We start from the raw sequence: 22,257 nt of genomic DNA, 5'->3' as shown, positions 1-22,257 counted from the left end.
ACACGATCTTTGCGACGTATTGAAAAAAATAACGTAGAAGCGTTTAGATATTATCTTGTACTGAAATCTCGACAATTTCAACTACGCAAGATAATAGACAAATGGTTCCTACGCTTATGTTTGTTATATATATCTATCCGGTGTCGGGTGGACTATATACTCGCATAGAGCGTGGGATCATTGTTCTATTATTGCGTAGTGGGCAGTCGAGAGCCTCAGTACAATGATAGACGATGGTTCCCACGCTTCTTTTTTTGTTAACACCGAACGGCGGGGACAGGGAGGATAAAACTAGTATTACTATGACTTTCGACGAAATTATTGAGGCTTTATATAGCGAAGATAAGTCTCTTATTTGTGATGCGTTAAATACCGGTGGCCATATAAGTGACTTTGGAAACCACCCCGAGATTGATGCAATCCACACGGGGTTTTATTGTAGGGTTCAGACCGGAACTATTTTTGACGCTATCTATTTAATTCCTAAACAAATGATTTGCTATAGAAATATAACTATTTCATCTTTTTCGAAATACTATCCGCTGGGTTTCCCTCTGCGATATAGTCCAGTAGAGTTTAATGATCTATGTTATTGTGATTCAGTTAAAGATAAATGGATTCAAGCCTATGATATGGCAACAGGAAATTTTGATATAGTTTCAAGAAAGGGAATAGAAATGAAGGATCAGAGTGCAGAAAGTATTATCCTTGATAATGACCTTAAAGTTTCTTCTTTTTCTATTTGGGATGGTTCGATTAAAAAAAAGGACTATCCGCTATATCCTGTATCTATACCTGAATTATATAAGGGACAAGAGTTTAGTCCACAAAGAAATTTTAGTAGAACTTACGGATGTTATGAAAATGAGCCTGCCTATGAAAAATATAGAGGCACGTATGCACAGGATGTAGAAGGATGTGACGATGATTTTATTGATGATGTATTGGGAGGAGAACCCGAAGCATATTGGAACATTGATTAGTTAATTATTAATCTTAAAATCATCAATTATGACTGATGAAGAAAAGTTTCGTAGGAATGAGGAAAGGAAAACCAGGAAACAGATTATTATAGCAATTGCTATACATACTCTTGTTTTTGTAGGTTATATTCCTAGAAGTGATGTTAAATCAGCATTTATTTTAATAGCTTTAGCTGTTATTACAGGTGTATGGTATGAAATGCCTAAGAAACCGTAATGGAGAGTGTCCTAAACATGACCTATTTAATATATAGCGATGAAATATAAGAAGGCAGTATCCGAATACTCTGATACTGCCTTCTTATATTCTTAGAATGAATTCACCTCCTTACTAAACTCGTTCACCTTCCAGGAAGCTTAGATCAACTGTTTATAAAGAATCTTCTTGATAAATCCGTAAAGGAAGATACATTCTTCTTGTAGGATTAAAACAATCGCTGTTAGTCTGATTAACGAATCCGTTTTTGCAGTAAAATCTGTTTGTTTCTGGATTGTTCAACGAATCGACAGTGATAAACTGACAGCCTGACATTTTGTATTCCATAAATGTACCGATCACAAAATTAAGAACAAAAGTACCTATGCCCCTGCTTTGTACATCGTGCCTGACAGCCAGATGTCCGATATTAATAGCCGGAAAAGCAGACTGCCTAACAAATGTTTCAATATATTCTTTATCGATTATACAGCATGATTCTTCAACGAAATCATTTTTATCTTCCAACGATTGAAAAACGACGGAGTCATGGGCTAATGTAAATAGAGCCAGTATATCATTTTCCTTGTTTTTTACAGAATAAGTGGAAACGTATTTATACTTAACGCACAAATTTACTTCTTTATGAAAGAAGAAGTCCAGTTCTTCACAGCCACAAAAAAACGGGGATAAATCGTCATGGTAAGATAAAAGGTTTATGGAAAAATCAATATCCGAGAATAGGGTTCTTTCCTCCATTGTTACGTCGAATAATTTTTTCAACACGTTTCATTTCTTGCTTGCGGTCTTGGATTTGCGCTTTTTCAATAACCGTAAATTCTCCTTTGACACATTTACGCATCATTTCACGAAAACGAATGACATCTTCGCGACTAGTTTCTGGATTTGGTATGGTTCGTATCATCTTCTTATTTTTTTTATGAATGGATTTGCCACAAAGATAGATAATTAAATGGTTATCTTGTCGGATTCATTTTAAAATATTTCAGAAGTGATTCGTTAATTTATATTCGTACATTTACCCCATTAATATTAAACTTATACCACCATGATAACACCTTCCATGACCGACGAAGAATTGCGGGCGGCCGCCTATCAGGACTTTCTGGAGATACGGATGAGAGTCAAGATCGCGCTCGAACAGTTTGCCCATAACCTCAAACTCCATTCGGGGCAGCACAGAGCGATCCATTCGCTGATGGAAACGAAAACGATCCGTACCAAGGCGCGAAACACATGGAGCGTCTGCTTTGTAAATGGTGGCTATTGTCCGAAAACGGACGGGAATCTTTTTGTCAATTACTTTGTCTATCTCCCTCTCCACCGTGGCGAGCATGTCGATTTCCTTTTTATGACTATTCTGCCCGATTTCTACATTCAAAGGATTTCCAGCCATTTCCTGCAACGATACAAAGAGCGTTACCTCGATTGCAACCAGGTCAATCTGCTTGGCATGCATCCTGCACTTTATTATATGTATAAGAATGAAGACCGCACAGAGGTATACTACCGCCCTACTAACTGGACGGAAGAAGAACTGAAGGAGAAAACGATCCTGATCTCGGCGCAAGGACTGTCGGTGGTGAAATTTATTGACAAAATGGTGGTCTACATCACTTTTCTCGACCAGGAAAACCTGAGCCGCTATAAAGCCCAGGTGTATGAGGAAGAATCTTACTGGAAAGATTTTCAAAAATTCCCGGAAGCCCAGAAGGATGCGAAGTTGTGGCAGGCCTTATATAAGAAGATGTATGCCGATCCCGATAAAGCCAAAAAGTATTTGTTGAAATTTTTATCGAAAACTGATATGAATAAGGAAGATCGTGATATCATGGATAAAATGGTAGATAACTGGGACGAGATTATCGACTTCCAGAACAAGATGAGCGACTATGTGGATAAAATGAAGAAAGATGAACAGCCTAAAAGCCTTTTCGATATAGGAGTGAAAATGGCAAAGAGAATGAAACGGGGTGGGGGAGATTAAACCGGATAATGCAGACTGGCAAGCATAAAAAACGCTGATAATTTATTTATTGAAAATAAACGATCAGCGTTTTTCTATATCAGTAAATGTTGTATCAGAACGAATTCAACACCTTACCCAACTCATTCACCATCTCGGTAGCCGACTTCTGTGTCTCGGCCAATCCTTCCGGCGTAAACATGGCAACCGTTTTGTTCAGCTTGTCCAGTTTACCGCCTTTCAACTCTTCGCGAAGGATACGGATCTTTTCGGCATCCTGAAGACCTTCTACCAGACGTTCGAAACGGATCGAGCTACGCGGGCCCGGATAGATACTGTATGTGTCGCCGGCAGCCCAGGTACGGAAACGGGAGTCGCGCAACGGATCGGCCGTCCAGCTGTTGACAGCCCAACGCAGGTAACCGTCGTAACCTCCGGCAACGGCATGCACGATTGTCCACGGTGCTTCGGCCGGATCGGAGAAGGTAAACGTATTCGGGAAAGCTTCCGAACAACAGGTATAAACCGTGCTGATCTGGCCTTTGCGGTCGCGTTCGGCTTTCACATCTTCCGGGAATTTGTGGCCGTACGGGATACTCAGGTAATACAGGTCGCCTTGTATCTCTTTATGATAGTTGCCGGCCAGCGTGATCTTGAATTCAGGGTCAGCCTGCTTGATCACCTTGATGGCTTCCTGCATCGCTTCTAACGGACGTTCGTCCATAGAGATAGCGGTCTTTTCGAACCAACCTTTTTCACGCAGGTGGCGGGAGAAATCTTTTAGGAAAGAGCCCCAGTAGTCGGCATAAGCCGCATCACCCGGTTTGGCTTCGATAAACAGGACGCGATTGGTGGCCTGGTCGAAATAGTCGAAGCTAAGCGCCCATGGGATCATGGTGTAGCAACTGATCAGGTCATTGATACCCACTTCGTTCATCATGAATTCCACCCATTTGTCGAATACCGTATAATCGAATTCCCAGCTACCGTCGAGCTTCTTCATGCGGAACACCATACTGTCGTAATGATCTTCCGTCTGTCCGGCCCAGGGTTTGTGCATGATGCTGGTGGTGATGGCACGTTGTCCGGCGTTCGCCAACATCTTCATGACCGGACGCATCAGGTCGAAATGTTCTTTGCTCCAGAGAGGAACGTTGTAGTAGCGGGCAACAGAGTACGGGTTCTGCCACAAGTCCAGATGGAATTTCCAGTCTTTCGGTTCCGGCAGCGTACGGTTCAGTACATCTATCTCGACCTGCAACTTCATCGGCTGGAAGTTCTTACCTTCAACGGTCAGAGTTCCTCTGTATTTTCCGGCACGTGCATCCGACGGTACCCATACGTTCATCCAGATCGGCTGTGTGGTACGGGCGGCGATGTCGCGTATCTTTACAATGTCCAGTACGTCGGCAACGACGGAAGAGTCCCATTCCGCTTTGTTTTCGCGATGTCCGCAACCGCCTTTACGGTCTTTGTTCAGCTCGTCGGTCATGACGTAGCGCACAAAGTTCGTCGTGATGGCAGATGACGGGATGACGGCGGAACCGTTTTTCAGGTCGCTGACCGTGATGGTTGCATCCGACAGGTCGTTGGTTGTCCACAACACAGCCTGTGCATTGACACGTTCGCCTTTCCAGGCTTTGCCTTGCCAGCGGGAGTTCTTAGTCACTTGGGGGATACTCAACTTTGGGTAACGTACGTCGGTACTGGCCCAGCTTAATTGCGTCGGAGTTGTTATTTTATTCCATACAGCCTCACTATCGTGTGGCTTGGTGTCGGTCAGTTCGGTGTAATCTGTGACAGGGTTGTTGACAGATTGCTGCGCGTAACAAACCGGGCCGAGCGTGAGCAAGGCGCAGAGAATAAGAGAGTTTTTCATGTATATACTGTTTAAAAAGTTTTATCGGGGGATAAAGATATAAAAATTATACGATCCTGTTATAATGGCTGAATAATAAATTGCCCTCGTCGTCATACAGATGCATGCCGTTCCCCTCGCAGTACCTGAACATTTTACAGTCGGCGCATTGTCCCTTGCGTGTCCATTCGCGGTTGCGGTAGGGTTTGAACTCATTATTCCATACGTCGATGAATTTATCTTTGTAGATATTCCCCTGATGGAAATTGGCGCGGATGCTCGGACAGCCCGAAATACTTCCGTCAGCCAGCACCGAAGCCGTATTGATCCCGGCGTTGCACTGGAAGATCGAGTCGCGTACTTCGGCTTCATAATTACCCAGGAATCCCTCGCAACCGTAGCTGGCGTGGATTTGTCCTTCTTTGCGGCAGTAACGGATAAAGTTCAGCATCCAGGTGAACTGTTCGTTGCTGAGTTGCAGTTCCGGCACTTCGGCAGCCCGTCCGACGGGGAAGATGGTGAACAGGCGCCACCTTTTTACGCCCATCTCGACCAGGAACTCTTTGAACAGTTTCAGGTCTTTGAAGTTCTGCTGGTTCACGCAGGTAACCACGTCCCAGACAATCTCTTTTTCTTCCGCCAGCATACAGATGGCGTTTACCGCATTCTCGAAGCTCTTCGGATGGCGTCGCAACCAGTTGTGCGCTTCCTCGAAACCGTCGAGGCTGATCGTTGCCGAGTGCAGGCCGGAAGCCAGTAACGAATCCAGCCGTTCGCGCGTCATTAATAACCCGTTGGAGACGATGCCCCAGGGATAACCCCGACGGTACAGTTCCATACCGCATACTTCGATGTCTTTACGGACGAGGGCTTCCCCTCCGGTGAATATCACCAGTACTTTATTAGGCTCTACATAAGGAGTGATATCGTCTACAACTTTCAGAAAATCTTCCATCGGCATATCTTTCATGCCAGCCGACACATGGCAATCGCTACCGCAATGGCGGCAGGAAGCGTTGCAACGAAGCGTACATTCCCAAAAGAGTGTGCGTAGTTCGTGTAGCTTGGCCCGGTTCTTCCGGATACTGCGGAAGAGCTCCAGGGCGATGCGTTTACGAAATCCGGGACGTTTATCCATTATAATGTTATCTTTTTCTATTAGCGTGTATATGCAAAGATATTAAATATTATTTATGCTTCCCAATGGTTCTTTAAATAATGCAGGGAGTCCTTACTTCAGTCACAGACCAAAGGATCTCTTTTCATCGTGATGGTTACATCTTTCTTGGCATTACCTGCATACCAGTTACCATCTCCTCCTTTCAGATCTTCCTTTTTGAAAGCAACTTCGGTTACGGTATCTTCAAATAAGCCGCCGTTCGCTTCTCCATCAATGTCTTTGGTGGCTATTTTGAATGTGACATCTTCCCCGAAAGAACCGACTTCAAGCTGTTTGTTAAATTCACCGGTACTGTTAGTTAATAGTGTGTCGCGATACATGAACTGGTCTTCTTCGTTGTCTGCATCCGGTGCAGGGATGATCACTTGCATATCAGGAATGGCTGTTCCTTTTTCGTTGACGACTTTCCCTTTTATTTCGTAGGTAGCATAGGGACTTCCGTATTCATCTACAGGACTGCAGGAGGTATTTGAAAAACCTAAAAGCGCGAGTAACCCGGCCAATATCCTATTGGAGACCGATAGGTAGAAACGATATGTTTTATCCATAATGTATTTGTTTGTTGTTTTATATCTATTAGATGCAAAGATAAGGCGAAACGTTGCACCACCTGTTTTTTATGAGTAACTTGCGCGCCAAATCCAATCGACTAAATAAACATGAAAGATTTTCTGCGTATACTGAGGCGTTTTGTGCCTCCCTATAAGAGATATATGGCACTGAATATTGTCTTCAATATATTATCAGCCATATTGAATCTTTTCTCCTTTGCACTGATCATACCGATACTTAATATACTTTTCAAGCTGAACGATGAAATTTATACCTACAAAGACTGGGTATTCGACCCCTGGACGTGGGAAAGCTGGAAAGCGACTCCAGAACTGATCAAGAACAATTTCTTCTGGTTTGTAAGCGACATGATAGAGACAGACGGGGGATCGTTCACCCTGATCATATTGGGCGCTTTCCTGATCGTGGCAACCTTCCTGAAAGTGGCTACCATGTATCTGGCTTTCTTCACCATGATACCGATCCGTACAGGAGTAGTCAGGGACATACGTAATCGGATCAATAAGAAAATAACCGAACTCTCTTTAGGCTTTTTCTCGGAAGAACGTAAAGGGGATATCATCGCCCGTGTATCCGGGGATGTGAATGAGGTGGAAGCTTCTATCATGAGTTCGCTGGATATGTTGTTCAAGAACCCTATCCTGATCATTATCTATCTGATCGGTATGATCGTGATCAGTTGGCAGCTGACCGTATTTGTCCTGATCCTGCTCCCTGTTGCCGGATATATCATGGGGCAGGTCGGAAAGAAGCTGAAACGCAAATCACTGGAAGGGCAACAAATGTGGGGTGGCTTGATGAGCCAGATAGAAGAGACCTTGGGCGGCTTGCGTATTATCAAAGCATTCAATGCAGAAAAGAAGATACAGACACATTTTGAGAACAGCAACGACGAGTTCCGTCGTACCACCAACCGTATTTACCGCCGGCAACAGATGGCTCATCCGATGAGCGAGTTTCTAGGGACGGCAACGATTGCGATCGTCCTTTGGTATGGCGGTACGCTTATCCTGAGTAACAATAGCTCGATAGATGCATCTACCTTTATTTACTATCTGGTTATCTTTTACAGCATTATAAACCCGGCCAAAGACTTAAGTAAATCGGTATATGCAATCCAGAAAGGATTGGCTTCTATGGATCGTATCGATAAGATACTGAAAGCGGAAAGTGATATTAAAGATCCGGTTGAACCTAAGAAGATCGAACTGAATAAACATATTAAATATAATAACGTCTGGTTTAAGTATCAGCATGATTGGGTTTTGAAAGGGATCGACCTGACTATTCCCAAAGGAAAAACGGTGGCGCTTGTCGGACAGTCCGGTTCGGGAAAGAGTACGCTGGTGGATTTGTTACCCCGCTTTTATGACGTAACTGAAGGTTCTATCACGATCGATGATACGGATCTCCGGGAAGCTACTCTCTACGATCTCCGCAGCCTGATGGGTAATGTAAACCAGGAAGCGATCCTGTTTAACGACACCTTCTTCAATAATATCTCTTTCGGAGTGGAAGGAGCTACTTTGGAACAGGTACAGGAAGCAGCCCGCATAGCGAATGCCCATGAATTTATCATGGCGAGCGAAGAAGGCTATAATACGAATATCGGCGACCGTGGCGGCAAACTGTCCGGCGGACAACGCCAACGTATCAGTATCGCCCGTGCCATCCTGAAGAACCCGCCGATCCTGATCCTGGATGAAGCGACCTCGGCACTGGATACCGAGTCGGAACGCCTGGTGCAGGACGCCCTCGAGAACCTGATGCGTAACAGGACAACCGTTGTGATTGCCCACCGCCTTTCCACCATCCGCAATGCCGACGAGATCTGCGTGATGCACGAAGGAGAGATTGTGGAACGCGGCCGTCATGAGGAACTCCTGGCGTTGGACGGTTATTACAAGAGACTCTGTGATATGCAAAGTTTCTGATCTGGCTGAAATACAATTTTTATTATAATACTATGAACTCAATTCGATTAAAAGAGATAGGGCGAAACATTTTCCGTCCCTATATGGCTGTCTTGTTACTTCTGCTGGCAGCCTGCGACATGCCGGATATAAAGACCGGCAATAAACTCGCTTATCATTTTGATGAACCTGCCCGTATCTGGGAAGAAACGTTGCCGCTGGGAAATGGACGGCTAGGAATGATGCCCGATGGCGGGGTCGGTCAGGAAAATGTCCTGTTGAATGAAATATCCATGTGGTCGGGAAGCAAGCAGGATACGGATAATCCGCAGGCTGTCATGTCGCTGGCAACTATTCGCCGTCTGCTTTTTGAAGGACGGAATGATGAAGCCCAGGAGTTGATGTACCGTACGTTTGTTTGCGGTGGTGCCGGTAGCGGACAAGGCCAGGGGGCCAAAGTACCTTACGGCAGTTATCAGTTGCTTGGAAATCTGGTGCTGGACTATTCCTATAACGATGCTTCCGATTCTATTGCCGCCTATCGCCGCGAATTGAACCTCGGTGATGCCATCGCTTCAACAACCTTCCGCAAGGGAAAAGTGAATTATAGCCGCGAAGCATTCACCTCTTTCTCCGGTGACCTGGGGATCGTCCATCTGATGGCGGATGCGGATAAGGCGTTGAACTTTAGCGTAGGAATGAACCGCCCCGAATATTATTCCGTATCGACCGACGGCAAAGACCTGCTGATGCAAGGCCAGCTGTTCGATGGCGTCGATACCCTTGAAATGAAAGGCATTAAATATCAGGCGCGTGTGCGTATTGTCCTGCCTAAAGGCGGTTCCCTAACAGCAGGCGACAGCTCGTTGACCGTTCAGAATGCCTCTGAAGCTATCCTGTTGGTGAGCATGGCAACAAGCTATAAGAACGAAGGTTTCGAAGACCAGATATTCTCTCTATTGGCAGAGTCCGAAAGAAAGGATTATCCGACATTAAGGAAAGAACATATCAATGCCTACCGTGCCTTGTTCGACCGGGTAGACTTGGATCTGGGATATTCTGAAAGAGACAACATGCCGATTGATAAGCGTTTACAAGCATTCCAGGAAGATCAGAACGATCCTTCTCTGGGCGCTCTTTACTTCCAGTTCGGACGTTATTTGCTGATCTCATCTACCCGTCCGGGTTCGCTACCTCCCAACTTGCAGGGTTTATGGTGTAACACGATCGATACGCCCTGGAACGGCGATTATCACCTCAACATCAATTTCCAGATGAACCACTGGCCGGCGGAAGTCACCAATTTGTCGGAATTACATCTGCCGATGATCGAGTGGACAAAGCAACAGGTTGCCAGCGGTGAACGCACAGCCAAAGTATTCTATAACGCCCGTGGCTGGGTGACACATATTTTGGGGAATGTCTGGGAGTTTACCGCACCGGGCGAACATCCGTCGTGGGGAGCAACCAATACATCCGCAGCCTGGCTTTGTGAGCATCTGTTCACGCATTATCAATATACGAAAGATAAAGAATATCTGAAAGAGGTCTATCCGGTGATGAAAGGAGCCGCTCTTTTCTTTACCGATATGCTGGTACGTGATCCGAGGAACAACTATCTGGTCACAGCCCCTACCACTTCTCCGGAAAACGGCTATCGTATGCCGAATGGTAAGGTGGTAAGTATCTGCGCCGGATCGACAATGGATAACCAGATCGTCCGCGAACTGTTTACCAATACCATAGAAGCCGCCACTATATTAGGTGTAGACACCGCTTTCTGCCAGGAACTGGCCGACAAACGTTCGCGCCTGATGCCGACAACGATCGGAAAGGATGGCCGTATCCTCGAATGGCTCGAACCGTATGAAGAGGCAGAGCCGACCCACCGCCATGTTTCCCACCTGTATGGCCTTTATCCGGGAAATGAAATCTCAGTAGAACATACACCCGAACTGGCGGAAGCTGCCCGCAAGACACTCGAAGTGCGTGGCGACAAGAGTACCGGCTGGTCGATGGCTTGGAAGATTAATTTCTGGGCGCGTCTGCATGACGGCGATCATGCGTATAAACTGTTGGTAGACCTGCTTCGTCCCTGTGTGGAAAAGACAACCAATATGGTGAATGGCGGCGGTTCTTATCCGAACCTGTTCTGTGCGCATCCGCCGTTCCAGATCGATGGTAATTATGGTGGTTGTGCGGGTATTGCCGAAATGCTGGTACAAAGCCAGACCGGACGGATCGAATTACTGCCTGCCTTGCCTTCTGCCTGGCAGACCGGTAGCTTTAAAGGTCTGAAAGTACAGGGTGGTGGTGAAGTTTCAGCCAAATGGTCGGAAGGCCGGTTGACGGAAGCCGGACTGAAAGCTGTCGTTCCCGGAACGTTCAGTATCAAGTTGCCGGCATACTCCGAATATATGGGTATTAAGATGAACCAGAAAGCCGTATCCCTGCCTGTTATCGACGGAATGCTGACAGTCGATATGAAGGAAGGGGATTCGTTGTTGCTACAATTTTAGAACAGAGGTATCTTATAAACAAATCCTACAGAAAGGCGTCCGGTGTTTTCAGAGAAGGCATCGAGCGCCTTTGCTCTTTCTGTCAGGCTGTAGGCCCGTCCGGTGCCGCTGAGGAAGAGGTGCAGGTTATCGTCGCCCATCGGGTAGAACTCGACTCCTCCCTGGTATCCCCAGGCGGTACGGTATTTCCCTGATTCGTAGGGGCCGTTCGCCTTGTAAACGGAAGCCGTTTCATACATCCCTTTGACGAAAAGATTCCATTTCGGATGAATGTTGTAGTTCAGGCGGGCTACCAGCGAGAGGTAACCCGTATTGGCAATCCATGAACCCGTTTCTTCGTCCTCCGGCTCGAACTGTTCGGCCAGGATACCGACAGGATCGGATTTGCCGCGTGTGTACATCACATCGAAATATCCCAGGAACTTGCCCGATTCAACCTGCTGCCCGGCCCACGCCATCCACATCCATTCCCCTTTGGCCTGTTGCCCGGCTGTAACGGAGTAGCGGAGGGATAACAACTCGTCCAGGTAACTGCTGTTCCATCCGATGTTATAGAAGGAAGGGGATTTCTTGCGGTTATCGTTGCCGTTCGTTACCTGGAAGCAGACTTCCTGGGTTTCACTGGGCTCATAACTGATACCGACACCGGTGAAATAGCAATCCATCCACTCGTTCATATCGCTGTAATCGTATATCTTATAAGCATACTCGTCGTATTCGAACCCTCCCCAGGCGGCATCCTGCTTACCGGCTGTCACAGAAAACTTATCCGATAACCGGAAGTTTACCCAGGCATTTTCGATATAGGAGCCGAAGCCGTTGGCGCGTACCCATTCGTTCTGGTAGCAAAGTACCTGGCGGTAAGCATAAGAAAGCCAGGGAGTAACAGTCCCCGTTGCTTCCACCTTGAAATCATTCAGCAGAAAACGGTCCCTTTCCGCTTCGCCGGAAAGTGCTTCGTTATAAGATCCATGGGTCTCTAAGAATAATTTGAAAACTTCCGTATTGTTCGGGATCAATGGCTTTTGTGAAGAAGCGGTAAAAGTAGTTCCTGCCCAAAAAGCGGCCAGGCAAAGTGCCAATAGTCGTTTCATGAATCTTTGTCTGTTTGTTGATTTGCGGTGCAAAGGTACAAAGAAATTTTCTTTCGTGTCATTAAAAGTGTTTCATACTAATGAAACAAGTGTTTCACCTATATGGAACAACTGTTTCACTAGAATGAAACACTTTTTAGGTAGGCAGGCTCGAACAGGTTTTTGGGGATGCCGGTGAGTCGTTATGCCGAATACTTGTAAATAAGTGTTTAGTTCTCCGTTTTTCCGATATGCTTCATTACTTTAGCATCCAGATAGAAGATTAATTCTTCGGCGATATTCGTACAATGGTCGCCGAAACGTTCCATCTTACGGATTACGCCTGCCATGTAAAGGCCTACCAATGCGCTTCCGGGATGATTTTCTATGTAGTCGGCAATGATCTTTGTCGAGTTATGGTTGATCTCATCGATCAGGTTGTCTTTGAGGAAGATGCGTGAAGCGATCTCCGAACTCTCTTTCTCGAAGGCTTCCTGGCTCAACGTGAGCATACTGAGCAGTTCCTGCAACATTTCTTCCACCCGCGTTTCTTTTATCAGTTTCGGATCGACGGGGGCTCCGTCCGGCAGGTTCCCGGCGAAACGGGCAATGCTCTCGGCAAAGTCACCCAGGCGTTCCAGGTTCGTGTTGATCTTGTACATGGCCAGTACAAAACGCAGGTCGACGGCGACGGGAGCGTAGAGGGCGATGATATCTTCGCAGTCGCTGTCTATTTTCAGTTCGAATGCATTTACACGGCGTTCGCGGCTGATCACTTTATAAGCCAGTTCTTTATCTCCGGTCAGCATCGCTTCCCCGGCATTGTATAACTGTTGGTGAACCAAGGCCCACATTTCGCTGATACTGTTTTTTAAGGAGGCTATCTCCTGATCTATCACTTTCATATATTCTGTTATTTCCTCTTAATACTGTTTATCCGAAACGTCCCGTGATATAATTCTGGGTCGACTCTTTCTCCGGATTGGTAAATATCTTGCGCGTATTGTCGAACTCGATCAGTTCGCCCAGATAGAAGTAACCCGTTTTGTCGCTGACACGGGCTGCCTGTTGCATATTGTGTGTAACGATAACGATCGTGTATTCATTCTTCAGCTCATGTATCAGTTCCTCGATCTTGCTGGTAGAGATCGGGTCGAGGGCGGAAGTCGGTTCGTCCATCAGCAGGATGGATGGAGAGATAGCCAGCGCACGGGCGATGCACAAACGCTGCTGCTGTCCGCCTGACAGGGCGAAAGCCGATTCTTTCAGCTTGTCTTTCACTTCGTCCCAGAGAACCACCTGCTTCAGTGTCTTGACCACTGTCTCTTCGATATACTCGTTGTCATTTATACCGTTTACACGCAGTCCGTAAGCAACGTTCTCGAAGATCGTTTTAGGGAAAGGGTTCGGTTTCTGGAATACCATACCTACATTCTTGCGGAGCTGATCCACCTTTTCTCCTTTTTCATAGATGTTACGGTTGTCTATCAGGATAGTACCGGTCATCCGGGTATCGGGGATCAGGTCATTCATACGGTTGAATAAACGCAGGAATGTTGACTTGCCACAACCCGACGGGCCGATAAAGGCAACCGAGGTGTTTGCTTCGATTTGCATCGAGATATTCTTTAATGCATGAAAGTCGCCATAATAGAAATCTACGTTCCGGGCATCAATCTTTATCATAATTCTTACTTGTTATTTTATTGTTATTGCGTGTGATAACCGGTTAGTTCATTTTTACCTTCTTGGCAAAATACTTTCTCAGGGCATTTGCCAGCAGGTTTACGACTAACACGATCGCGATCAGAACCAGTGCCGTTCCGTAAGCCATCCCACGGGAAGCTTCGATATCCGTACCACTGGTTGAAATGACATACAAATGGTAAGGCAACGCCATACACTGGTCGAAGATGCTCTCCGGGAGTTGCGGCAGGAAATAGGCGGCAACGGTAAACAGGATAGGAGCCGTTTCGCCCGATACGCGTCCGACCGACAGGATCAACCCGGTAATGATATTGGGGAAAGCCATCGGCAGTACCACCCGGCGGATGGTCTGTAACTTGGTTGCCCCCAGTGCCAGGCTCCCGTGACGGAAAGAGTCGTCGATACTTTTCAGCGCTTCCTCCGTCGTACGGATGATCAACGGCAACGACATCAGTGCCAGCGTGAATGAACCCGCAATGATCGAGTCGCCCCATCCCAGGGTGACAACGAACAACGACATACCGAACAAACCGAACACGACCGAAGGCACGCCGCTCAGATTGTTGGTCATGATGCGGATAAAGCGGGTCAGTTTGCCGTTCGTAGCGTATTCATTCATATAAATACCGCTCATGATCCCGATCGGGAAACTGATCAGGCTACTGCCCAGTACGAGGTAAAGTGTTCCGACAATGGCCGGATAAATACCGCCGGCTGTCATTCCTTCTGCGGGAGCCTTTGTCAGGAAATCCCAACTGATTACTTTTCCTCCGTTTATGATGATAAATCCGAGGATAAGGAAAAGAATAACAACAACCAGATAGCTGAGAAGGGTGAACAGACCGAACGCCACCTTTTGTGAAGTCCGCTTCTTCGTATCGATATTGCCTAGTTTCAGAATAGGTGCCATAGCTTATTTAGATTTTTCTTTTGGATGAAATATATTCAACCGTGATACTTAATACCAGTGTGATGATGAACAAAACAGCTCCCAGCAGGAACAACGCCTGATAATGGGCTCCACCGGCAGGGGCTTCTCCCAGTTCGGCTGCGATCGTGGCGGGAATGGTTCGCACGGGTTTAAAGAAGGAAGTCGGAATAACCGCCGCATTTCCTGTTACCATCAGTACGGCCATTGTCTCGCCGATAGCGCGTCCGATACCTAAAACGACTGCCGACGTGATACCGGAAATGGAATAGGGGATAATGACTTTATAGATCGTCTGCCATTGCGTCGCTCCCAAAGCCAGGCTTGCTTCTTTCATTGCCCGTGGGGTAGTCCGCATCGCATCCTCCGCGACGGTAATGATGGTCGGTAATGCCATGATAGCCAATACGACACTGCCGGCAAAAGCCGTTTCACCGACCGGAAGGTTCAGCCCTTTTTGTATCAGCGGGACAATGACGACCAGCCCGAAGAAACCGTACACCACAGACGGAATACCTGCCAGCAGTTCGATGACCGGTTTTAATATTTCGCGGGTTCGCTTATTGGCTATTTCTGCCAAATAGATAGCTACCGCCATACCGAAAGGCAATGAAAGGACGATCGCCCCGATGCTTACCAGCAATGTTCCCAACAACAGCGGGATCAATCCGAAGATAGGAGCGGGGGCGGATGTCGGATACCATTTCGTTCCGGCAAAGAAGTCGGAGAGTGAGATTTTTTCTTCGGGAAGGACGGTTCCGGCAAAAGGGTCAGCCAGGTATTGCTGAGGGAAGAAAGCGATTATCCCCGGCTCTTTACCAACCAGTTCACTGATTTTTTCGGGAACATACTGGAATTCATCTCCCAGTTCTTCTTCGCTGTAATACTGGGTCAGGTCGGAAAAGCGGAAAACCAGGATCTCTTCATCTTTGCCGTTCACCTCTTTCCAGTTGGTTATTTTAGCATCGAAAATATCCATGATCGTTTCCGGCGACAGATGGCTCACATCGTTCCCCTTATTTACCGCAAGTACATATCCTTCTTCAACAACCGGACTACTGAAAAGGCCGGATGCTTCTTTAAAAAGAAAAAAGACAATCAACAGGATCGTGAAGCTGGTCACACTCCCGCTGATCAATAGCCCTCCTTCTACAATTTTTTCAAAAAACTTTCTCACGTCATTTATCTGTTTGTTCTGAGTGCAAAGTAAGGTAACATGTATTAAGAACGGGTTAAGGCGGTTTGAAGTAAATATTACATTGATATTGCAAATGTATTACAAAGCCTGCTTACTAAGTAGACCCCGGCTTGCTTACTAAGTAGTTAGATACTCTACTTATCGAGTAGACGAAGGATTACTTAGTAAGTAAAGGACTTCTGTTTTAGTAAGTAGAGAAGGGGCTGTTCGATAACACGAAGCTTTTTCGATAGATGTTGTGGTTTTTTAGAATATAAACCTGTATATTTGCCACAAACTTAAAAACTTAATAACCTATTTTTATCATGAACAAATTACTCTCGTGTGGCGTGTTTGCGGTCACATTACTTTTATCAGCCTGTGATTCGCAGCCCAAACAAGAGCCTATAGCCGACGTTATCGACCGTGGTCTGAAGGCTTCAACCGAACAAGCTATTCTGATGGCTAAAGACCTCGAAAACCAGGAAGGGCGTCTTCCTAAAGCAATCAATAAAGAAGGAACGCTTGAAACCAGCGACTATTCCTGGTGGTGTAGCGGTTTCTTCCCGGGAGAACTGTGGTATCTCTACGAAAACAATCCGACTCCCGAATTAAAGAAATATGCGGAGATGTATACCGACCGGGTGGAAGAAGTGAAGAATATCACTTATAGCCATGATGTCGGCTTTATGCTTTATTGCAGTTACGGTAATGGCTATCGCCTGACCGGCAAACCGGAATATAAAGATGTGATGCTGACAGGTGCAAACTCGCTGGCAACTCGTTTTGACGAACGGGTAGGAGCGATCCGCTCATGGGATTTCAATAAAAAGATCTGGCAATTCCCGGTTATTATCGATAACATGATGAACCTGGAGTTCTTTAGCTGGGCTTCGAAAGCTTCCGGCGACGACCGTTTTCGTAAGATGGCTATCTCTCATGCCGATAAAACACTGAACAACCATTTCCGTGATGACTACAGTTGCTATCATGTGGTTTCTTACGATACGATAACAGGTGTCCCCCATAAGAAACAAACCCATCAGGGAGCAGCCGACGAATCGGCATGGGCTCGCGGTCAGGCATGGGCGTTGTATGGATTTACTATGATGTATCGCGAAACCGGTAAACCGGAATATCTGGATCAGGCCAAGCATATCGCTGTCTTTATCATGAACCATCCGAATATGCCGGCTGATAAGGTACCGTACTGGGACTTCGACGCTCCGGGTATTCCTGATGTTCCGAGAGATGCTTCGGCTGCCGCTATTATGGCTTCAGCCCTGATCGAGTTGAGCCAGTTGGATAAGAGCGAGAGTGCAAAGAGTTATCTGGATTTTGCCGAACAGCAGGTTCGCTCGTTGACAACTCCCGAATATCTGGCAGCGAAAGGGACGAACTGTAATTTTGCCCTGATGCATTCTACCGGCCATTTCCCCGGAAACAGCGAAGTGGATGTTCCGTTGAGCTACGCCGATTATTATTATGTAGAAGCATTGATGCGTTTAAAGAAACTGACCGAAAAATAATATTCCATGACTAATCTATTATTAAAAACAACAGCTATTTTAGTATGCTGCCTGTGTTTCTCCCTCACTGGAAAGGCACAGCAGGATGGTACGCAGGATCGGGCTTTCTGGGTGGAAACTTTAACCCGTATTGCCGACCCGGTATTGACAAACCTGAGTAACAATACGCTGAAAAAGAATATGCCTTACGAATCCCTGTCGAAAGACAGAAGCGATTTTTCCCACCTGGAAGCAGTCGGGCGCCTGGTATGCGGTATTGCTCCCTGGTTGGAGCTGGGCCCTGATAATACACCGGAAGGAAAATTGCGTGATAAATATATCAAACTGACCGTGAAGGGATTGAAGAATGCCGTTAATCCGGAGTCTCCCGACTATCTGGTCTTCGGTAAACCTTATCAGCCGTTGGTGGATGCCGCTTTTCTGGCACAGGGATTACTCCGTGCTCCGAAACAGTTGTGGGGAAACCTGGATCCGCAGGCGAAAGAATGGATGATCACGGAACTGAAACGTAGCCGTGGCATCAAACCGTGGGAGAATAACTGGCTTTTGTTTGCTTCCACAGTTGAGGCAGCCCTGCTTGAATTTACAGGCGAATGCGATATGGATCGTCTGACGTATGGTGTGAAGAAATTCCGTGACGAATGGTATAAAGGCGATGCGTTGTATGGCGACGGCCCTGCTTTCCACATGGATTATTATAACAGCTTCGTTATCCATCCGATGCTGACAGATGTCCTGCTGATCATGAAGAAACATAACCTCGAAGGGGCTGATTTTGCCGAAACACAGTTGTCCCGTCATACACGCTATGCAGAACAACTAGAACGTTTTATTTCACCGGAAGGAACTTTCCCGGTGGTGGGTCGTTCTATCGTATACCGTTTCGGAGCTTTCCATGCGTTGGCACAAGCCAGTCTGATGCACATCCTGCCTGAACGGGTAAAACCGGCCCAGGTTCGTTGCGGTATGACTGCCGTGATCCGCAATGTGATGAAATCACCGAAGAACTTCGATGCAAACGGTTGGCTGCGTGTCGGTTTCACCGGTGAACAAATTGATATGTCGGAGTCTTATATAAATACGGGAAGTGTATATCTTTGTGCGGTAGGCCTGTTACCTTTGGGACTGCCGGCAACAGACGAATTTTGGTCGGCTCCTTATACCGAATGGACGAATCTTCGTGCCTGGAACGGGGAAAGTGATGTAAAGGCTGATCATGCATTGAAGTAAATAGTAACAAAATAAATAGAATCAGAATGAAAACAAATTATGAATTGCGTTATGCTGCGCATCCGGAAGATGCCAAGCAATATGATACCAAACGTATTCGCCGGGATTTCCTGATCGAAACAGTGTTTGCGCCGAATGAAGTAAATATGGTTTATTCTATGTACGACCGTATGATCGTGGGCGGTGCAATGCCGGTAGGCGAAGTGCTCCAACTCGAAGCGATCGACCCGCTGAAAGCTCCTTATTTCCTGACTCGTCGCGAAATGGGTCTTTTCAATGTCGGTGGCCCCGGTATTGTAAAGGCTGGTGATGCCACTTTCGAACTGGACTTTAAAGAAGCTCTTTACCTGGGTTCGGGCGACCGCGAAGTGACTTTCGAAAGCAAGGATGCAAAGAATCCGGCTAAGTTCTATTTCAACTCCACTACGGCTCACCGTAATTATCCGGATAAGAAAGTAACGAAAGCGGATGCCGTTGTCGCTGCTATGGGCTCGCTGGAAATGTCGAACGACCGTAACATCAACAAGATGATCGTTAACCAGGTATTGCCGACCTGCCAGTTGCAGATGGGTATGACCGAACTGAAACCGGGTAGTGTATGGAACACAATGCCGGCTCATGTTCACAGCCGCCGTATGGAAGCTTATTTCTATTTCGATATTCCCGAAGATCAGGCTATCTGCCACTTTATGGGTGAGGTAGACGAGACACGTCATATCTGGATGAAAGGCGATCAGGCTGTTTTATCTCCTGAATGGTCTATCCACAGTGCCGCTGCTACACATAATTATACCTTTATCTGGGGAATGGGTGGCGAGAACCTGGATTACGGCGATCAGGATTTTTCTAAAATTACGGACTTAAAATAATCGAATACTAACATGGTAAATTTCTCATTAGAAGGTAAAGTAGCTCTTGTAACAGGTGCTTCTTACGGTATTGGTTTTGCATTGGCTTCTGCTTTTGCGCAGGCCGGAGCAAAGATTGTCTTCAACGACATCAAACAGGAACTGGTGGATAAAGGTCTGGCTGCTTACAAAGCGGAAGGTATCGAAGCAAAAGGTTATGTTTGCGACGTAACCAACGAAGAGCAGGTAAATGCAATGGTTGCCCAGATCGAGCAGGAAGTGGGTGTGATCGATATCCTGGTGAACAATGCCGGTATCATCAAACGCATTCCGATGCATGAAATGTCTGCTGCCGAATTCCGCCAGGTAATCGATGTGGATTTAAATGCTCCGTTCATCGTTTCTAAAGCTGTTATCCCTTCTATGATCAAGAAAGGTCACGGAAAGATCATCAATATCTGTTCGATGATGAGCGAGCTGGGACGTGAAACAGTTTCTGCTTATGCGGCTGCTAAAGGTGGTTTAAAGATGCTGACACGTAATATCGCTTCCGAATACGGTCAATATAACATCCAGTGTAATGGTATCGGCCCGGGTTATATCGCCACTCCGCAGACTGCTCCGCTCCGCGAAATCCAGCCTGACGGTTCGCGCCATCCGTTCGATTCGTTTATCATTGCAAAGACACCGGCTGCCCGTTGGGGAACTCCGGAAGATTTGATGGGTCCGGCTGTGTTCCTGGCGTCAGATGCGTCGGACTTTGTAAACGGACATGTATTATATGTAGATGGTGGTATCCTGGCTTATATTGGAAAGCAACCGTAATAAAATAACCTGGTAAAAGCTATTACAGTATTTATCGGAATAAAAAATTCCTTCCGGGAGAAATTCATATCTCTTTCGGAAGGAATTTTATTTTCTATGGATACGATATATAACAGGTTAAGCAAATATAGAGCAAGCCAGGTCTGTATCGCTACAAATCCTGGCTTTCCGATAAACGTGTGTCTATTTATCGTATGTATAGGTTTTAATTAATGCTCCTACAATTGGTGCTTTTCCATTTGCTTACAACGGATTTTGCTCCATCAACGGATTAGCGTCCATTTCCTGTTTCGGTATCAGGAACAGAAGCTCTTTTGCTCCTGCTTCAAAATAACCAGCCTTGTCCCAGAACGTTTCATTGTGTCCTTTGTTGCGTCTGTCCATAGCGATATTCAAACGTTTGATATCGAACAGGCGGAAACCGTCTCCCCACAGATCGCAACGACGTTCCATTAAAATATGCTGGATCAAAGCCTCTCCCGTAACAGTCGGTTTCTGAGCTTCCGGATCGCGGTTTTTAGTCAGCTCGTAAATAACATCCTGCGCTTCCGTATCTCTATTCTGTCGTGCTAATGCTTCCGCTTCGATCAGATACATTTCTCCCGATTTCATGTAGATATAATCGTTCGTCCACTCTCCGAAACCGGTAAATTTATAACCGATGCGATCTTCATCGAATAGCTGTTTGCGTTGGTCGCTATCAGCCATATAGTCGATGATTTCCGTACTGCCTAACTTAAAGCTACCCATGGATGCATATCCTCCGAAATCCGGATCCACATGCGAAAAGAAAGAGGCGTAACTGGTCTGTTGCTCATCGATCAGTACAGCTCCCCAGATCCATTCGCTGTCATTGGCATCGTTCCAGCCATTTTTATAATTACTTGTCAGGGCATAACCTTGACGTGCCTTATGTGCCATATCGGCAGCGGTTACCCAATCACCGGTTGTCAAAGCAAAACGGGCTTTCAGGCCTTGTGCTACATTCAAATTGATATGGGATTTATTCGGGCGGGATTCATCCGACTCAGTCAATAATGTAATAGCTTGATCGATATCACTGAAAATTTGCTCATATACAGCTGCTACTGTGGATCGTGGTTTGGATTCTCCGCTATTGTCCAACACCAAAGGAACCCCTAGCTGGGTATTATTCCCGTTATAATCATACCGATTGGCAAACATTTGCACTAACTGCCAATATGAATAAGCCCGGTAAGCGAATGCCTGCCCTTTTATATTCTTAACAAGGCTTTCATTTAAAGCTGCATCGGAAGCCTCATCTATATTTGCAAGAAGTATATTTGTATTATCTATGATATCATAGTAATAAGACCAGGCGAATTCCAAGTCAGCAGAATTAATATTCCGGCTATTCAGATATTGATACCAAGCTACGAACCAACCGTATCCACGTTCCAGTTGCAGGTAGTCATCCGCCATAAAGTCTATAATGATATCGATGGATTTCTGACCAAATCGTCCATGATTGTCATAGTACGCGTAGGTAGAACGGTGAATGCCGTTAAGTGCTGTTTCCGCACCGTTCACAGTAGAGAACAGACTCTCGTCTGTAACACTGTTAGTCGGAACCCTTTCCAGATAATCCTCGCTGCATCCCGAAGTAATTAGCAGAGATGTGCCTAATATAATGGAATAAATTATTTTTTTCATTGCTTGATCGATTTTAGAATGTTACATTAATACCTAAACTCACTACACGATTCGGTA

Annotated in this window: 20 protein-coding genes; 9 read left to right on the top strand and 11 right to left on the bottom strand. The window is 46.1% G+C overall.

Going from position 1 to position 22,257, the window contains the following annotated elements; translation table 11 throughout:
• Positions 1–302 precede the first annotated feature (302 nt).
• Both HMPREF1212_RS17405 and HMPREF1212_RS17400 read left to right on the top strand, forming a co-directional pair.
• Positions 303–983: a hypothetical protein gene (locus HMPREF1212_RS17405; protein WP_157317052.1), complete on the top strand. Its 681-nt coding sequence runs from the start codon at positions 303–305 to the stop codon at positions 981–983.
• A gap of 28 nt (positions 984–1,011) precedes the next feature.
• The gene (locus HMPREF1212_RS17400; protein ID WP_046150481.1) at positions 1,012–1,200 is read left to right on the top strand and encodes a hypothetical protein; all 189 of its coding nucleotides are present in this window, start codon (positions 1,012–1,014) and stop codon (positions 1,198–1,200) included.
• 153 nt (positions 1,201–1,353) lie between these two features.
• Here HMPREF1212_RS17400 and HMPREF1212_RS17395 read toward each other — a convergent pair whose 3' ends face one another.
• Both HMPREF1212_RS17395 and HMPREF1212_RS17390 read right to left on the bottom strand, forming a co-directional pair.
• Positions 1,354–1,938, bottom strand: a complete 585-nt coding sequence (locus tag HMPREF1212_RS17395) for a GNAT family N-acetyltransferase (RefSeq protein ID WP_046150480.1) — start codon at positions 1,936–1,938, stop codon at positions 1,354–1,356.
• Positions 1,907–2,104, bottom strand: coding sequence for a hypothetical protein (locus tag HMPREF1212_RS17390; RefSeq protein ID WP_028730600.1), 198 nt, complete (start codon positions 2,102–2,104; stop codon positions 1,907–1,909). Before HMPREF1212_RS17390 ends, HMPREF1212_RS17395 begins: the two co-directional genes overlap by 32 nt.
• Before the next feature lie 144 nt (positions 2,105–2,248).
• On the opposite strand from HMPREF1212_RS17390, the gene HMPREF1212_RS27030 reads away from it, so the two are divergent.
• Positions 2,249–3,187 (top strand): hypothetical protein, encoded by a 939-nt coding sequence (locus HMPREF1212_RS27030; RefSeq protein WP_157317050.1) that lies wholly within the window; start codon positions 2,249–2,251, stop codon positions 3,185–3,187.
• A gap of 94 nt (positions 3,188–3,281) precedes the next feature.
• Here the strand turns inward: HMPREF1212_RS27030 and HMPREF1212_RS17380 are convergent, their stop codons facing one another.
• The 3 genes from HMPREF1212_RS17380 to HMPREF1212_RS17370 all read right to left on the bottom strand — a co-directional run bounded on the left by HMPREF1212_RS17380 (position 3,282) and on the right by HMPREF1212_RS17370 (position 6,752).
• A complete protein-coding gene (locus tag HMPREF1212_RS17380) occupies positions 3,282–5,045 on the bottom strand; it encodes a DUF4091 domain-containing protein (RefSeq protein ID WP_046150479.1) in 1,764 nt (587 codons plus the stop codon).
• Between the two features lie 46 nt (positions 5,046–5,091).
• Positions 5,092–6,162: a TIGR04133 family radical SAM/SPASM protein gene (locus tag HMPREF1212_RS17375; protein WP_046150478.1), complete on the bottom strand. Its 1,071-nt coding sequence runs from the start codon at positions 6,160–6,162 to the stop codon at positions 5,092–5,094.
• A gap of 98 nt (positions 6,163–6,260) precedes the next feature.
• On the bottom strand, positions 6,261–6,752 hold the full coding sequence (locus HMPREF1212_RS17370; RefSeq protein WP_046150477.1) for a radical SAM-associated putative lipoprotein: 492 nt from the start codon (positions 6,750–6,752) through the stop codon (positions 6,261–6,263).
• Between the two features lie 111 nt (positions 6,753–6,863).
• Between HMPREF1212_RS17370 and HMPREF1212_RS17365 the strand changes: the two genes are divergently transcribed.
• Together HMPREF1212_RS17365 and HMPREF1212_RS17360 are read left to right on the top strand one after the other, a co-directional pair.
• Positions 6,864–8,711, top strand: a complete 1,848-nt coding sequence (locus tag HMPREF1212_RS17365) for an ABC transporter ATP-binding protein (RefSeq protein ID WP_046150476.1) — start codon at positions 6,864–6,866, stop codon at positions 8,709–8,711.
• Between the two features lie 83 nt (positions 8,712–8,794).
• Positions 8,795–11,209, top strand: a complete 2,415-nt coding sequence (locus tag HMPREF1212_RS17360) for a glycoside hydrolase family 95 protein (protein WP_232430192.1) — start codon at positions 8,795–8,797, stop codon at positions 11,207–11,209.
• Here HMPREF1212_RS17360 and HMPREF1212_RS17355 read toward each other — a convergent pair.
• The 5 genes from HMPREF1212_RS17355 to pstC all read right to left on the bottom strand — a co-directional run bounded on the left by HMPREF1212_RS17355 (position 11,206) and on the right by pstC (position 16,094).
• A complete protein-coding gene (locus tag HMPREF1212_RS17355; RefSeq protein WP_046150474.1) occupies positions 11,206–12,303 on the bottom strand; it encodes a porin in 1,098 nt (365 codons plus the stop codon). The two genes, HMPREF1212_RS17360 and HMPREF1212_RS17355, sit on opposite strands and share 4 nt — an antisense overlap.
• Positions 12,304–12,512: 209 nt before the next feature.
• A complete protein-coding gene (phoU, locus tag HMPREF1212_RS17350) occupies positions 12,513–13,187 on the bottom strand; it encodes a phosphate signaling complex protein PhoU (protein WP_046150473.1) in 675 nt (224 codons plus the stop codon).
• Between the two features lie 28 nt (positions 13,188–13,215).
• Positions 13,216–13,968: a phosphate ABC transporter ATP-binding protein PstB gene (pstB, locus tag HMPREF1212_RS17345; protein WP_046150472.1), complete on the bottom strand. Its 753-nt coding sequence runs from the start codon at positions 13,966–13,968 to the stop codon at positions 13,216–13,218.
• 43 nt (positions 13,969–14,011) lie between these two features.
• Positions 14,012–14,899 carry a phosphate ABC transporter permease PstA gene (gene pstA, locus HMPREF1212_RS17340; protein ID WP_044193827.1) on the bottom strand — a complete coding sequence of 296 codons (888 nt, stop codon included), beginning with the start codon at positions 14,897–14,899 and terminating at the stop codon, positions 14,012–14,014.
• A 7-nt stretch (positions 14,900–14,906) separates the two neighbouring features.
• Entirely contained in the window at positions 14,907–16,094 is a 1,188-nt protein-coding gene (gene pstC, locus HMPREF1212_RS17335) for a phosphate ABC transporter permease subunit PstC (RefSeq protein ID WP_046150471.1), read from the bottom strand.
• Between the two features lie 326 nt (positions 16,095–16,420).
• On the opposite strand from pstC, the gene HMPREF1212_RS17330 reads away from it, so the two are divergent.
• The 4 genes from HMPREF1212_RS17330 to HMPREF1212_RS17315 are packed head-to-tail and all read left to right on the top strand — an operon-like array spanning position 16,421 to position 20,526.
• Positions 16,421–17,623: a glycoside hydrolase family 88 protein gene (locus HMPREF1212_RS17330; RefSeq protein ID WP_046150470.1), complete on the top strand. Its 1,203-nt coding sequence runs from the start codon at positions 16,421–16,423 to the stop codon at positions 17,621–17,623.
• A 6-nt stretch (positions 17,624–17,629) separates the two neighbouring features.
• Positions 17,630–18,853 carry a DUF2264 domain-containing protein gene (locus HMPREF1212_RS17325; protein WP_046150469.1) on the top strand — a complete coding sequence of 408 codons (1,224 nt, stop codon included), beginning with the start codon at positions 17,630–17,632 and terminating at the stop codon, positions 18,851–18,853.
• Between the two features lie 26 nt (positions 18,854–18,879).
• Positions 18,880–19,722 (top strand): 5-dehydro-4-deoxy-D-glucuronate isomerase, encoded by an 843-nt coding sequence (kduI, locus tag HMPREF1212_RS17320; protein WP_046150468.1) that lies wholly within the window; start codon positions 18,880–18,882, stop codon positions 19,720–19,722.
• A gap of 12 nt (positions 19,723–19,734) precedes the next feature.
• Complete coding sequence (locus HMPREF1212_RS17315) at positions 19,735–20,526, top strand: gluconate 5-dehydrogenase (RefSeq protein WP_046150467.1); 792 nt, start codon at positions 19,735–19,737, stop codon at positions 20,524–20,526.
• Positions 20,527–20,769: 243 nt separating this feature from the next.
• Here the strand turns inward: HMPREF1212_RS17315 and HMPREF1212_RS17310 are convergent, their stop codons facing one another.
• Positions 20,770–22,200, bottom strand: coding sequence for a RagB/SusD family nutrient uptake outer membrane protein (locus HMPREF1212_RS17310; RefSeq protein WP_046150466.1), 1,431 nt, complete (start codon positions 22,198–22,200; stop codon positions 20,770–20,772).
• Positions 22,201–22,257 lie beyond the last annotated feature (57 nt).

It is taken from the genome of Parabacteroides sp. HGS0025 (genome assembly GCF_000969845.1).
GTDB classification, from domain to species: Bacteria; Bacteroidota; Bacteroidia; order Bacteroidales; family Tannerellaceae; genus Parabacteroides; species Parabacteroides gordonii.
Note: the sequence above shows the minus strand (reverse complement) of the source record. Positions and strands in the feature narration are given on the sequence as shown.

Bases quoted from the DNA above. Each gene is read 5' to 3' on its own strand.
- HMPREF1212_RS17405 (WP_157317052.1), top strand. From the start codon at position 303: ATGACTTTCGACGAAATTATTGAGGCTTTATATAGCGAAGATAAGTCT.
- HMPREF1212_RS17400 (WP_046150481.1), top strand. From the start codon at position 1,012: ATGACTGATGAAGAAAAGTTTCGTAGGAATGAGGAAAGGAAAACCAGG.
- HMPREF1212_RS17395 (WP_046150480.1), bottom strand. From the start codon at position 1,938: ATGGAGGAAAGAACCCTATTCTCGGATATTGATTTTTCCATAAACCTT.
- HMPREF1212_RS17390 (WP_028730600.1), bottom strand. From the start codon at position 2,104: ATGATACGAACCATACCAAATCCAGAAACTAGTCGCGAAGATGTCATT.
- HMPREF1212_RS27030 (WP_157317050.1), top strand. From the start codon at position 2,249: ATGATAACACCTTCCATGACCGACGAAGAATTGCGGGCGGCCGCCTAT.
- HMPREF1212_RS17380 (WP_046150479.1), bottom strand. From the start codon at position 5,045: ATGAAAAACTCTCTTATTCTCTGCGCCTTGCTCACGCTCGGCCCGGTT.
- HMPREF1212_RS17375 (WP_046150478.1), bottom strand. From the start codon at position 6,162: ATGGATAAACGTCCCGGATTTCGTAAACGCATCGCCCTGGAGCTCTTC.
- HMPREF1212_RS17370 (WP_046150477.1), bottom strand. From the start codon at position 6,752: ATGGATAAAACATATCGTTTCTACCTATCGGTCTCCAATAGGATATTG.
- HMPREF1212_RS17365 (WP_046150476.1), top strand. From the start codon at position 6,864: ATGAAAGATTTTCTGCGTATACTGAGGCGTTTTGTGCCTCCCTATAAG.
- HMPREF1212_RS17360 (WP_232430192.1), top strand. From the start codon at position 8,795: ATGGCTGTCTTGTTACTTCTGCTGGCAGCCTGCGACATGCCGGATATA.
- HMPREF1212_RS17355 (WP_046150474.1), bottom strand. From the start codon at position 12,303: ATGAAACGACTATTGGCACTTTGCCTGGCCGCTTTTTGGGCAGGAACT.
- phoU (WP_046150473.1), bottom strand. From the start codon at position 13,187: ATGAAAGTGATAGATCAGGAGATAGCCTCCTTAAAAAACAGTATCAGC.
- pstB (WP_046150472.1), bottom strand. From the start codon at position 13,968: ATGATAAAGATTGATGCCCGGAACGTAGATTTCTATTATGGCGACTTT.
- pstA (WP_044193827.1), bottom strand. From the start codon at position 14,899: ATGGCACCTATTCTGAAACTAGGCAATATCGATACGAAGAAGCGGACT.
- HMPREF1212_RS17330 (WP_046150470.1), top strand. From the start codon at position 16,421: ATGAACAAATTACTCTCGTGTGGCGTGTTTGCGGTCACATTACTTTTA.
- HMPREF1212_RS17325 (WP_046150469.1), top strand. From the start codon at position 17,630: ATGACTAATCTATTATTAAAAACAACAGCTATTTTAGTATGCTGCCTG.
- kduI (WP_046150468.1), top strand. From the start codon at position 18,880: ATGAAAACAAATTATGAATTGCGTTATGCTGCGCATCCGGAAGATGCC.
- HMPREF1212_RS17315 (WP_046150467.1), top strand. From the start codon at position 19,735: ATGGTAAATTTCTCATTAGAAGGTAAAGTAGCTCTTGTAACAGGTGCT.
- HMPREF1212_RS17310 (WP_046150466.1), bottom strand. From the start codon at position 22,200: ATGAAAAAAATAATTTATTCCATTATATTAGGCACATCTCTGCTAATT.